The organism is Labrys sp. E2SS-1L (assembly GCF_057073705.1).
In genome coordinates this window covers 1,037,999-1,050,036 of record NZ_CP172713.1, presented here as the reverse complement: position 1 = coordinate 1,050,036, position 12,038 = coordinate 1,037,999, and the positions used below count along the sequence as shown (strand labels likewise).

The window sequence follows — 12,038 nt, the reverse complement described above, 5'->3', positions numbered from 1 at the left end:
CAGCTCGGTTCGCGTTGACCCGTTCATGCGTCAGGCTTCTACAAGTCGCATGATGGTATCGACATTGAAACGGATCCGTTCTTCCAGTGCTTCGGGGGTCATAAGGTCGCGCTGAAAGACGATCGACCCGGTATAGCGGTTCGTAAAATAGTAATATCCGATTGCCGCGATCGTTATATTCAGCTGTACAGGGTCGATGCCCGATCGGAATTCGCCGGTCTCGACGCCGCGGTCGAGCAGGTTCCCGACCATGTCGACAAAGCGCGTGCTCACCTGGCGAACGACCTCGGATTTCTTGATGTGCTTCGCCTTGTGGAGATTGGCGCTGTTGACGAGCGTCAAGAATTCCGGGTTCTTCAGGTAATAGGTCCAGGTAAAGCGCACCAGACGTTCAAGCGCTTCCTTGGGTGGGAGGCGCTCCAGGTCGAGTTTTTGCTCGGCCGTCCGTATGTCGGAATAGGCGTCTTCCAGAACGCGCTGAAACAGATCTTCCTTGCTGTTGAAGTAGTGATAGATCATGCGCTTGTTGGCCTTGGCGCGTTCGGCAATGATATCGACCCTCGCGCCGCCAAGTCCGTTCTTCGCAAATTCCTTCTTTGCTGCGGCCAGGATTCTTGCCTGGGTGGCTTCCGCGTCTCTGATCCGAGGGCGCTTGGGGGACTTGGTGAGCATTCCTACCTCATTGGCGTTGCCTGACGCGCTGCCGTCCGTGATCTCGTTCCAGTTGCACTTTGTCCGCTGCTAGCCGGATTCGCTCAAGAATTTTGGTAACTTACTGGTTACTTTGGCGCGGCGCCAGTGCCGTATGCACTTTCCCGCACTCCCCTGCTGCAACGATCCGAGGCCAGATCCGTGCATCCAGCGGCGTTGACACGCCATCGATAACGAAGTAACTAGATAGTGCAATATCGAAAATGCGGCAGCGTCCGGTGACGCTCAAAAACGCGGTGCGATGCACGGGTCCGCAGGGGAGGAAGGCATGTCGTTCATCAAGAAATTCATCGAGCAGGAGACGGTCAATCGCCGCAATCTGCTGCTGGCATCGGCCTATGGCCTGGGAGGCCTGGCGGCGCTCGGCGCGCTGGGATCGGGGCCCGCACGAGCGGCGACAACCAATCCGACGATAGCCTGGAGCTATCGCGACAGGACCAATCCCTACTGGAACTACATCGTCTCGGGCGGCGAAGCCTTCGTCGAGAGCCTGGGGCTGCCCAAGACCGCCCTGGTTAATCTCATCAACGAAGGCTCCAGCGAAAAGTCGCTGGCGGACGTCAAGGCGCTGCTCGGCAAGAATGGCAGTAACGTCGCGCTGGCGATCGATGCGAACGATGCGCCGAACTGCCGTCCCGTGGTGGAGGCCGTCGCCGCCGCCGGCGCCTATGTCTCCACCATCTGGAACAAGACCGACGATCTGCATCCCTGGGACTTCGGCGACCATTACGTCTCCCACATGACCTGGTCGGATGAGGGACCGGCCGAGCAGACGGCCCGCATCCTCATGGACGCCATGGGCAAGAAGGGCGGCGTGGTTCACCTGGGCGGGATCGCCTCCAACAATCCTGCCATCGAGCGCCTCAACGGACTCAAGAAGGCCCTCAAGGATTATCCCGACGTGCAACTGCTCGACGCGCAGCCGGCCGATTGGGATACCCAGAAGGCCAACCAGGTCATGGCCGGCTTCATCACGCGCTATGGCGACGAGATCAAGGGTGTTCACTGCGCCAATGACACGATCGCCTATGGCGTGCTCGAGGCACTGCGCGCCGAGGGTATCGAGGGAATGCCCGTCGTCTCCTATGACGGCAACCAGCAGGCTGTCGAACTCGTCGCCAAGGGCCAGATCCTGGCGACCGTCTTTACCAACCCCTATTGGGGCGGCGGCATCAGCGCGGCGCTTGCCTATTACGCGGCTACGGGGGCCTTCAAGCCCTCGAGCGAACCCAAGGAACACCGCGAGTTCTACGGGCCGACGATCCTGGTCACGCCCAAGGACGCCCAGGAATTCAAGGCCAAATATCTCGACAGCAATCCCAAATATGACTGGAAGGACTTCTGGGGCCCGAGCAAGGGACAGATCCAGTACAAGTCCTGATCCCTTCCTTCCGCATCGGTCGTACGCCGCCCTCCAGAGCAAAGCGCGTTCAAGCGTGAACGCTTGTTTGCTCTGGTTCCCTGTTTCGACGCGTCTTTGCGTTTCTTGGTGCTTCCACCAAATCGCAAAACGCCATGGGGAGGGCGTGCGCCTGCATCCCGTTCCCTCTGACGCAAGAGCGCGACATGGATAGCCTGCTCACCAAGGACAATATTCAGAAATGGGCGCCCGTCCTGGTGCTCCTGGCGCTGGTGTTGTTCTTCTCGGTCGTCAATCCCAACTTCCTGTCGGTGCGCAATTTCGCGCGCATCGCGATTTCGTCGACGCCGGCGCTGATGGTCGCGGTGGGCGTGACATTCGTCATCCTGATGGGCTCGATCGACCTGTCGATGGAAGGCTCGGTCGCGGTCTGCGCGGTGCTTTTCGCGACGCTGTTCGGAGCCTTGGGTGGTTCCCTGGCCGGTTGGGGCTGGTTGGCGATCCCGGGCGCCATGGCGGTCGGAGCGATCTTCGGCGCGGTGACCGGCCTGGTCCATGTCCGCCTCAAGATTCCCTCCTTCATGGCCAGCCTTTCGATGGGCTTCGTCGGCATCGGGCTTTCGCTGCTGATCACGGGCGGTGACCGCATCCTGGTCGAGGATCCGCTCTTTCGTTCGCTGCTCACCTACCGTCTCGGCGGCTTTCCGCTGATGGCCTATGTGGCGCTCGCGGCGGTCATCGCCGGCTGGTTCGTCCAGACACAGACGACCATCGGCCGGAATTTCTACGCCGTCGGCGGCGGCGAGGACCTGGCCCATGCCTCGGGCCTCAATGTCTCCAGGGTACGGGTCATCTGCTTCATGATCGCCGGCGTCTTCTATGCCCTCGGCGCCATTCTCGCCGTGGCCCAGATCGGCATCGCCGAGACCGTGACCGGCCGCAACTTCATGTTCGTCTCGATCACCTCGGTCGTCGTCGGCGGCACGGCGCTCTGGGGCGGCGCCGGCGGTGTCTGGAACACGCTGGTCGGCGTGCTGATCGTCAACGTCATCGGCAACGGCATGGTGGTGGTCGGCCTGCCGAGCTACGTCCAGGACGGCGTCCTCGGCCTTCTGGTCATCACAGCAGTCTATCTGTCCACCGATCGTCGATCGCTGGCCTTCGTGAAATAGGCGCGCCATGTTCGAACTTCGAAACGTCGAAAAACGCTTCCCCGGCGTCCATGCCCTGAAGGGCATCAATTTCCAGATCGACCGCGGCGAGATCATCGGGCTCGTCGGCGAGAACGGCGCCGGCAAGTCGACGCTGATGAAGGTGATCTATGGCGCCGTCCAGCATGACGGCGGCGAGGTGCTCGTCGACGGCAAGGCCGTCCGCTTCCAGAACCCGCGTGAAGCGATGGATCGCGGCGTGGGCATGGTTTTCCAGGAACAGTCGCTCATTCCCAACCTGAGTGTGATGGAGAACATCTTCCTCGGATTCGAGAAGCAGTTCGCCCGCTTCGGCAAGATCGACTGGAAGCGCATGGCCAAGGCGGCCGGCGAACAGCTCAAGAAGGTCAAGCTGCAGATCGATCCCAGGACGGTCACTGCCAAGCTCTCCTTTGCCCAGCGCCAGCTCGTCGAATTGGCGAAGGTGCTGACGCTGGAGGAGCGCGTGCAGGGCCATCTCGTGATCCTCCTCGATGAGCCGACATCGGTACTTTCGAAGGAGGAGATCGGGCTGCTGTTCGGCCTGGTGCGCGACCTGCGCAAGCGTGCCTCGTTCATCTTCGTCTCACATCGCCTCGACGAGGTCATCGAACTGTCCGACCGCATCTATGTGCTCAAGGATGGTGCGGTGGTCGATGTCGTCAAAGGCGCCGAGGCCAAGGCCGAAGCCATCCAGCAGCGGATGGTCGGGCGCGACATCAACCAGGAATATTACCGCGAAGAAAAGCAGCGCCCCTACGATGTCCAGAAGCTGCTGTTGCAGGCGGACCGGATCAGCCTGCCCGGCCACTACAAGGACATTTCCGTCAAACTGCATGCCGGCGAAGTGCTGGCGCTCGTCGGGGTCGAAGGGTGCGGCAGCGAGGCGATCCTGCGCACGATCTTCGGCCTGGAGCGCATGCAATCGGGCACCTTGGCGCTCCATGGCAGTCCGGTGAACGACTTCGGTCCTTCGCAGGGTGTCGCCCGCGGCATCGGCTATGTCCCCAGGGAGCGCAAGATCGAAGGCATCGTCGGCGGCATGAACGTCTTCGAGAACATGACGCTCTCGCAGCTCGGGAACTATGCCAGGGCCGGCGTTCTCGACATCGGCTCCGAGCGCAAGCTCGCGCGCGTCTGGATCAAGCGCCTGTCGATCAAGGCCTCCTCGGAGAACGCCGATTGCGGAAACCTCTCGGGCGGCAACCAGCAGAAGGTCGTGCTCGCCAAATGGCGCAGCGGCGGCTCGAACATCATCCTCCTCGACCATCCCACGCGCGGCCTCGACATCGGTGCCAAGGAGGACGTCTACGAAATGATCCGGGAGATGTCGGCCGATGGGGTGGGCATCGTGCTCATCGCCGACACGCTCGAAGAGGCCATCGGCCTCAGCCACACCATAGCCGTTGTCAAGGATGGCGAGATCCAAAAATGGTTCAATTGTCAGCCAGGCGCAAAGCCCTCCCTTTACGACCTGCTTCATCACATGACGTGAGCGCCAGGGTGATGAATCTCCACCAGCTCAAGCGCCATTTCCCCTGGATCACGCTTCTCGTGCTGATCCTGCTTGTCGGCATCATGGACCCCACCTTCCTCAGGCCGCAGAACCTGATGGAACTCGGCGCCGACATTGCGCCGCTGTTCATCATGGCGCTCGGCATGACGCTCGCCATCTATATCGGCGGCATCGATCTTTCGGCCCAATCGGTAGCGAACATGACGACGGTGCTCGCCACCTTGTCGCTGCCCTATCTCGGCGTCTTCAGCGCCCTCCTGATCGCGCTGGTCGGCCTGCTGTTCGGCGCTGTCTCCGGGTTGGTGACGACGAGGCTCAAGGTGCCCTCCTTCATCGCCACTTTGGCGGTCGGCGGCCTGGCCCTTTCGGTCGGTCAGTTCGCGTCGGGCCAGCGCGCTCTGCACATGGATGTGGCAGCGAGGGACCAGGCGTTCGGATGGATGTTCGGCAGAACCGCCGGGATACCCCACGAACTGGTCGTGTCCCTGGGGCTGCTTGCGATCGCATGGTTCATTCAAAGCCGGACGACCGCCGGGCGCACGCTGAAGGCCGTGGGCGCTGGCGAACTTGCGGCCGTGGCATCGGGCATCCGGGTCGAGCGCTACAAGGTCCTGGCCTTCGCCCTTTCCGGCCTGTTCGCGGCGATCGCGGGGCTGATGTTCTCGGTCAAGCTCTCGGGTGGCTCGCCGACCCTGGCCGAGGGCTTTTTGCTGCCGGCCATCGTCGCGGTGCTTGTCGGTGGCACCCCGCTCACCGGCGGCGTCGGCGGCGTCGTCAACACGCTCATCGGCGCGATGATCGTGGCCGTCGTGCGCGCCAGCATGCTCTATCTCAACATCCCCGCCACGGGGCAGCAGATCTTCTTCGGCATCGTGCTGATCGTTGCGATCGCCCTCACCATCGACCGCTCGAAGATGCGGATCGTGAAATAAGCGAGGGGTTGGCGACATGGACATGATGCGAGCTGCAGTGCTCACCCACCCCGGGAGGTTCGAAGTCCGGGAGGTGCCCATCCCCCAGATCGGCCCGGATGACGCTCTCATCAGGGTGGATCGCTGCGGCATCTGCGGCACCGACATCCATATCTTCAGGGGGCACTATGCCGCCGATACCCTGCCTTTCATCCCGGGGCATGAGTTCACCGGCACGGTGAGCCGCGTCGGCGACAGGGTCCAGGGCCTGCAGGTCGGGCAGCGCGTCGTCGCGGACGTCAATATCGGCTGCGGGCATTGCTTCTTCTGTCGCCGCGGCGAGGTTCTGAACTGCCAGGCGGTCAGCCAGATCGGCATCCATCGCGATGGCGGCTTTGCCGAGTTCGTCGCGGTTCCGGCGCGTCTGGTCATTCCGGCGCCCACCGAGGCGAAGCCAGAGCTGCTGGCCCTCACGGAGCCGGTCGCCTGTGTTGTCCGGGCTGCGCGCAAATCGGGCATCGGTTTCGGCATGTCGGTCGTCGTGCTCGGCGCCGGGCCGATCGGCAACCTCCACATCCAGATGATGCGCCTCGTCGGCGCCGCGCCGATCATCGCGGTGGAACCCTCGCAACCTCGTGCGGAACTCGCGAAGAAGGCCGGCGCCGATCTCGTCATCACCGACCCCAAGGACGCTCGCAGGCTCGTCGCCGAGGCGACCGAGGGGCGCGGGGCGGACGTGGTGATCGAAAGCGTCGGTGCGCCCGCACTCTACGCCGAGGCTTTCAGGCTCATCCGCCCCGGCGGCCATGTTGCCGCCTTCGGCATCACGGGCCCTGGTGACAGCGTGCCGCTTCCCTTGCTTGAAACGGTGCTGCGGGAAAACTCGGTCAAGGGTTCGGTGGCCGGCATCGGCCAGGACATGCACGATGCCCTGACGCTGCTCAAACACGGGCGCTTCCAGGTCGAGCCCTTCACCGGCACGGTCGTGCCGCTGAGCGCGATTCAATCGGCCTTCGAAACCATCCAGGACCGGCCGGCCGTCTTGAAGACCCAGATCGACACGACCGCGTGACGGCATTGGCAGATCGCTTCGAAGCAACGAAACAACTGCGCCTTCGGCGCCCCGATAATTGCTCATAGATCGAGAGGATTCAGAATATGGATCAGGTCGTCGGTAGACAGTCGCTTCCCGACAGTCCCAGGACGTTCGGCTTTTTTGTCGATGGCAAGCGGATGGAGGCGGGAGACCGGGCCTATTTCGAGCGCCGCAGCCCGGGACATGACGTGCCGGTGACGCGCATTCCGAAGTGCACCAGGGAGGATCTGGACCTTGCCGTCAAGGCTGCGCGGCGTGCTTTCGAGGACGGGCGCTGGTCGAGGATCCCGGCCGTCGAGCGGGCGAACGTGCTCCTGCGCGCCGCCCAGATCCTGCGCAGCCGTGCCGCGGAACTGGCTTATTGGGAAACCCTGGAGAACGGCAAGCCCATCAGCCAGGCGCGGGCGGAAGTGGATGGCTGCGCCGGCATGTTCGAATATGCCGCCGGCCTCGCCAGGACGCTGCATGGCGATGCCTTCAACAATCTGGGCGACGGCATGTTCGGCCTGGTCACACGGGAGCCGATCGGCGTGGTCGGCCTGATCACGCCGTGGAACTTCCCCTTCCTGATCCTCTGCGAAAGGGTGCCCTACATCCTTGCGGCCGGCTGCACCATCGTCGCAAAGCCCTCCGAGGTGACATCGGCCACCACTCTCATGCTGGCCGAGATCCTGTCGGAAGCGGGGCTGCCCGACGGCTGCTACAATGTCGTCACCGGTTCGGGCAGCGTCATCGGCCAGGCCATGACCGAACATCTGGATATCGACATGGTGTCCTTCACCGGCTCGACGTCCGTGGGCCGGCGCTGCGTCGAGGCCGCCGGCGGCAATTTCAAGAAGCTCGGGCTGGAACTCGGGGGCAAGAATCCGCAGATCGTCTTCGCGGATGCGGATTTGGAGGATGCCGCCGATGGCGTGGCGTTCGGTATCGGCTTCAACACCGGCCAGTGCTGCGTGAGCGGCAGCCGCCTGATCGTCGAACGCTCGGTGGCGGCGGAGTTCGAGAAGCTGGTCGCCGCCAAGCTGGCCAGGGTCAAGGTCGGCGATCCGCTCGATCCGACCACGCAGATCGGCGCCATCACCACCACGGCCCAGAACACCACCATTCTGGGCTATATCGCCAAGGGCAAGGAGGAGGGCGCGCGGCTGGTCTGCGGCGGGGAAGCGCTCGACTTCGGTCGCGGCCAGTATATCGCGCCCACTCTGTTCGGGGACGTCACCGGTTCGATGGCGATCGCCCGCGACGAGATTTTCGGCCCCGTGCTTGCGGTCATGCCCTTCGACAGCGAGGACGAAGCGATCGCCATGGCCAATGACACCGTCTACGGCCTGGCCGCGAGCGTGTGGACCAAGAATATCGACAAGGCCTTGAACGTGACGCGCCGCGTTCGTGCCGGCCGCTTCTGGGTCAACACCACGCTGGCCGGCGGCCCGGAACTTCCGCTCGGCGGCTTCAAGCAGTCGGGCTGGGGACGCGAGGCTGGCTCCTACGGCATCGAGGAGTATACCCAGATCAAGTCCGTCCATATCGAGATTGGCAAGCGCGAGCCTTGGGTGCGCTGATGAAGGAAGATGGCTACGATTATGTGATCGTCGGCGGCGGCTCGGCGGGCTGCGTGCTTGCCGCCCGCCTCAGCGAGAACCCGGCCGTGCGCGTATTGCTGCTGGAGGCCGGCGGCCGCGACAGCAACCCCTACATCCACATGCCGGTCGGCTTCGCCAAGATGACGGCGGGGCCGCTGACCTGGGGGCTCAAGACGGCACCGCAGCGCCATGCCTGCGACCGGGAGATCCCCTATGCCCAGGCCAAGGTGATTGGCGGCGGCTCCTCGATCAATGCGGAGATCTACACACGGGGCCACGCCGCCGACTTCGACCGCTGGGCAGGTGAGGAGGGGGCGGCCGGCTGGTCCTACAAGGAGGTGCTGCCCTATTTCATCCGCTCCGAAGGTAACACCATTCTGTCCGGCGACATGCACGGGGCGGACGGGCCACTGGGGGTCTCGAACCTGCCCGACCCGCAGCCGATGTCGCGTGCCTTCGTCCAGGCCTGCCAGGAGTTCGGCATGCCCTATAATCCGGACTTTAACGGCAGGGCACAGGAAGGCGCCGGCATCTACCAGACGACCATCCGCAATGGCCGGCGCTGCTCGGCTGCCGTCGGCTATCTCAGGCCGGCAGCGAAGCGATCCAATCTCACTGTCGAGACCGGTTGCCTGGTCCGGCGCATCCTGTTCCAGAAGGCGCGCGCCATTGGCGTCGAATTCGTCAGGAATGGCCAGCTCGTTACCGCGAGAGCCGAGAGCGAGGTCCTCATCACGTCCGGGGCGATCGGATCGCCCAAGATCATGATGCTTTCGGGGGTCGGGCCTGCTGATCATCTTAGGAAATTGGGGATCGAGGTGGTCGAGGATCTGCCCGGCGTGGGCGAGAACCTCAACGACCATTTCGGCGTCGACATCGTGGCTGAACTGAAGGGACCGACCAGCCTCGACAAGTACAACAAGTGGCATTGGATGCTATGGGCGGGGCTCCAGTACCTGCTCTTCAAATCCGGGCCGGTGACCTCCAATGTCGTCGAAGGGGGTGCCTTCTGGTATGGCGATGCGGATGCCGCGATACCGGACCTGCAATTCCACTTCCTGGCCGGCGCGGGCGCCGAAGCGGGCGTGCCTACGGTTCCCTCCGGATCGGGCATCACGCTGAACTCCTACACGCTTCGCCCGAAAAGCCGCGGATCGGTCCGGCTGTCTTCCTCCGACCCTGCCACCAATCCGATCGTCGACCCGAATTTCCTGGCTGAGCCGGACGATGTCCGCGTGTCCGCCGAGGGGGTGAGGATCAGCCGGGAGATCTTCGCCAGGCCTTCCCTGCAGAAGTTCATCAAGCGGCTGCACTTGCCCGGGGACGACGTCAGAACCAACGCCCAGTTTGCGGACTATGCGCGCCGCTACGGCAGGACCTCCTATCACCCCAGCGGCACCTGCAAGATGGGCATCGACGCGATGGCCGTGGTCGATCCCCAGTTGCGGGTGAGGGGCCTCGAGCGGATCCGCATCTGCGACAGCTCGACCTTCCCCAGCCTGATCGGCTCGAACACCAATGCCGCCGCGATCATGGTCGGCGAGAAGGCTACGGACCTGATCCGCGGGAATATGTAGAGAGAGCGGTTTTTCTGGGATCGCAGGCATCCTTGCCTGCTTTTCCCGCGGTCTGGCTAACGCTTCCAAAAGCAGGCAGGGATGCCTGCGATCCCTGTGTAGTTAGACTGTGTCAGGATGGGTGCGGGCGAGAGACCGTGCGATCCTGGGTCGTTGAAGACCGTTTCCTGGCTTGGTCCTCGCCCGCGTTCGAGTACCCAACCTGAACAGTTGATCGAGGCCGCACCACCGGACCTCGTAGCACAGGGATAGGCGCGATGATCATACACCCTGGCTTCATCGGGATCGATGTCTCCAAGCACCATCTCGACATTTTCAATGCCATCACCCAGCATGTCGAACGCATCGACAACACGGCGCAGGCGATCATCTCAACCTTCGAGCTGCTGCAAGCCGATCCGATCAAGCTCATCGTCTTCGAGGCGACCGGGTCTTATGATGGGTCGCTACGCTCTGCTTTGACGAGCCTGCAATTGCCCTTTGTTCGCGTCAATCCAGCCCGAGCCCGCGACTTTGCCAAATCCATCGGCCTGCTGGCCAAGACCGACGCCATCGATGCGCGCATGCTCGCCGCCATGGCTCAGTGCCTCAACCTGCAAGCCGATCCGGCCGATGATCCTCATCGCCAACAACTGGCCTTGCTGCACAAACGCCGCGACCAGTTCGTCGCCACCCGCAAGCAGGAACTGACACGCCTGGCTCAAGCCGACATGGCCCAGATCCGAGACAGCCTCCTGGATCATCTTGCCTGGCTGGAGGCGGCCATTGCCAGCCTCGACCAGCACATCTCCCTCCTCATTGCTCGACATGACAGCCTCGAGCAAAGGCGCCGGCTGATGTGCTCAACACCAGGCATCGGCAGGGTCATTTCCACGACCCTGCTGGCTCTCTTGCCCGAACTCGGCCAACGCTCGTCCAAGACCATCGCCGCCTTGGCAGGCCTGGCTCCCTTCAATCGCGATAGCGGCCTTATGCGCGGCACACGCCAGATCAGAGGCGGAAGACGACGCGTGCGACAGGCCCTCTACATGGCCGCCGTTTCAGCCAGCCGGTCCAAATCCCTCTTCGCTGAGACTTACCGCGCATTGCGACAAGCCGGAAAGCCACCAAAACTGGCTCTCATCGCCTTGGCACGAAAGATCCTCGTCACTCTCAATGCCATCGTGCGAGATCAGACCCCCTTCAAGGCATGACACTCGCTCAACTACAGTTGCCAGGAAGAGCCGGAAAGGCTTCAGTCCCACTCCGGCGCCCAGGGGATGAGGTCGCGCCCGACGATGCGCAGGTTCTTCTGCGTCTGCGCGTCGATCCGCGCCATGTCGATGCTCGACAGCGTGAAATCCATGATGTCGAAATTCGAGCGGATGTTTTCCGGTTTCGTCGACATCGTGTTCAGCGGCACGCCTTTTTGCAGAATCCAGCGCAGGACGACCTGTCCCGCCGTCTTGTCGTAGGCTTGGCCGATCTCGGCGAAGAGGGGCTGCTCGAACACCTTTCCGCGTGCGACCGAGCAATAGGATGAAAGCGGGATGCCGGTCTCGTTGGCGGCAGCCAGCAGGACGTCCTGATTGAGGAAGGGGTGAAACTCGACTTGGTTGGTGACCAGCGGCGCGTCGACGATCGATCTCGCCTGCCTCATCATGCCTGCCGTGTAGTTCGAGACGCCGATGTGGCGGGCGAGGCCGAGCTGCCGTGCCTTTTGCAGGAGCCCGAGCGAGGCGGCGATATTGCCGTCGGCCGGCGCCCAGTGCAGCAGCAGGACGTCCGCGAAGTCGACCCGAAGGTCCCTCAGGCTCTGTTCGACCGACGGGAGAAAGCGCTCTTCGGAGAAATTGTGGATGCTGACCTTGGTGGTGATGCAAAGCTCGTCCCGCCTCACGCCGCCATTGGCCAGGCTTTCACCGACCTCGGCTTCGTTCTCATACATCTGCGCGGTATCGAAGGCGCGGTATCCGGTGGCCAGAGCCGTCTCGATCGCCTGCCGGCAGGCGTCGCCGCGCAGGGGGTAGGTGCCGAAGGAGCGCTGGAACGTCCGCGTGAAATAGATGCTCATCCCTGTCGTTTCCATTTTTATCGCACTATCTAGTTACTTAT

10 protein-coding genes are annotated in these 12,038 nt (G+C 63.0%); 8 read left to right on the top strand and 2 right to left on the bottom strand.

The window, feature by feature from the left end:
• Positions 1-30: 30 nt before the first annotated feature.
• Positions 31-672, bottom strand: coding sequence for a TetR/AcrR family transcriptional regulator (locus ACIGJE_RS30400; protein WP_367624614.1), 642 nt, complete (start codon positions 670-672; stop codon positions 31-33).
• 307 nt (positions 673-979) lie between these two features.
• Here ACIGJE_RS30400 and ACIGJE_RS30395 point away from each other — a divergent pair, with 307 nt between their 5' ends.
• The 8 genes from ACIGJE_RS30395 (at position 980) to ACIGJE_RS30360 (ending at position 11,137) form a co-directional block, all read left to right on the top strand.
• Positions 980-2,092, top strand: coding sequence for a sugar ABC transporter substrate-binding protein (locus tag ACIGJE_RS30395; protein WP_367624613.1), 1,113 nt, complete (start codon positions 980-982; stop codon positions 2,090-2,092).
• A 185-nt stretch (positions 2,093-2,277) separates the two neighbouring features.
• Positions 2,278-3,243, top strand: a complete 966-nt coding sequence (locus ACIGJE_RS30390) for an ABC transporter permease (RefSeq protein ID WP_415085607.1) — start codon at positions 2,278-2,280, stop codon at positions 3,241-3,243.
• A gap of 7 nt (positions 3,244-3,250) precedes the next feature.
• Positions 3,251-4,756: a sugar ABC transporter ATP-binding protein gene (locus ACIGJE_RS30385; RefSeq protein WP_415085605.1), complete on the top strand. Its 1,506-nt coding sequence runs from the start codon at positions 3,251-3,253 to the stop codon at positions 4,754-4,756.
• Positions 4,757-4,767: 11 nt separating this feature from the next.
• On the top strand, positions 4,768-5,709 hold the full coding sequence (locus ACIGJE_RS30380; protein WP_149249472.1) for an ABC transporter permease: 942 nt from the start codon (positions 4,768-4,770) through the stop codon (positions 5,707-5,709).
• Positions 5,710-5,725: 16 nt separating this feature from the next.
• Complete coding sequence (locus tag ACIGJE_RS30375; protein WP_415085603.1) at positions 5,726-6,760, top strand: zinc-dependent alcohol dehydrogenase; 1,035 nt, start codon at positions 5,726-5,728, stop codon at positions 6,758-6,760.
• Between the two features lie 86 nt (positions 6,761-6,846).
• On the top strand, positions 6,847-8,346 hold the full coding sequence (locus tag ACIGJE_RS30370; protein ID WP_415085601.1) for an aldehyde dehydrogenase family protein: 1,500 nt from the start codon (positions 6,847-6,849) through the stop codon (positions 8,344-8,346).
• The gene (locus tag ACIGJE_RS30365) at positions 8,346-9,944 is read left to right on the top strand and encodes a GMC family oxidoreductase (protein WP_415085599.1); all 1,599 of its coding nucleotides are present in this window, start codon (positions 8,346-8,348) and stop codon (positions 9,942-9,944) included. The genes ACIGJE_RS30370 and ACIGJE_RS30365 overlap by 1 nt, the downstream gene beginning before the upstream one ends.
• A 257-nt stretch (positions 9,945-10,201) precedes the next feature.
• On the top strand, positions 10,202-11,137 hold the full coding sequence (locus ACIGJE_RS30360) for an IS110 family RNA-guided transposase (protein WP_483679583.1): 936 nt from the start codon (positions 10,202-10,204) through the stop codon (positions 11,135-11,137).
• Between the two features lie 41 nt (positions 11,138-11,178).
• Here ACIGJE_RS30360 and ACIGJE_RS30355 read toward each other — a convergent pair whose 3' ends face one another.
• Positions 11,179-11,997: an aldo/keto reductase gene (locus ACIGJE_RS30355; protein ID WP_415085224.1), complete on the bottom strand. Its 819-nt coding sequence runs from the start codon at positions 11,995-11,997 to the stop codon at positions 11,179-11,181.
• Between the last annotated feature and the right edge of the window lie 41 nt (positions 11,998-12,038).

Coding starts and splice junctions, on each gene's coding strand:
- ACIGJE_RS30400 (WP_367624614.1), bottom strand. CDS start 672: ATGCTCACCAAGTCCCCCAAGCGCCCTCGGATCAGAGACGCGGAAGCC.
- ACIGJE_RS30395 (WP_367624613.1), top strand. CDS start 980: ATGTCGTTCATCAAGAAATTCATCGAGCAGGAGACGGTCAATCGCCGC.
- ACIGJE_RS30390 (WP_415085607.1), top strand. CDS start 2,278: ATGGATAGCCTGCTCACCAAGGACAATATTCAGAAATGGGCGCCCGTC.
- ACIGJE_RS30385 (WP_415085605.1), top strand. CDS start 3,251: ATGTTCGAACTTCGAAACGTCGAAAAACGCTTCCCCGGCGTCCATGCC.
- ACIGJE_RS30380 (WP_149249472.1), top strand. CDS start 4,768: ATGAATCTCCACCAGCTCAAGCGCCATTTCCCCTGGATCACGCTTCTC.
- ACIGJE_RS30375 (WP_415085603.1), top strand. CDS start 5,726: ATGGACATGATGCGAGCTGCAGTGCTCACCCACCCCGGGAGGTTCGAA.
- ACIGJE_RS30370 (WP_415085601.1), top strand. CDS start 6,847: ATGGATCAGGTCGTCGGTAGACAGTCGCTTCCCGACAGTCCCAGGACG.
- ACIGJE_RS30365 (WP_415085599.1), top strand. CDS start 8,346: ATGAAGGAAGATGGCTACGATTATGTGATCGTCGGCGGCGGCTCGGCG.
- ACIGJE_RS30360 (WP_483679583.1), top strand. CDS start 10,202: ATGATCATACACCCTGGCTTCATCGGGATCGATGTCTCCAAGCACCAT.
- ACIGJE_RS30355 (WP_415085224.1), bottom strand. CDS start 11,997: ATGAGCATCTATTTCACGCGGACGTTCCAGCGCTCCTTCGGCACCTAC.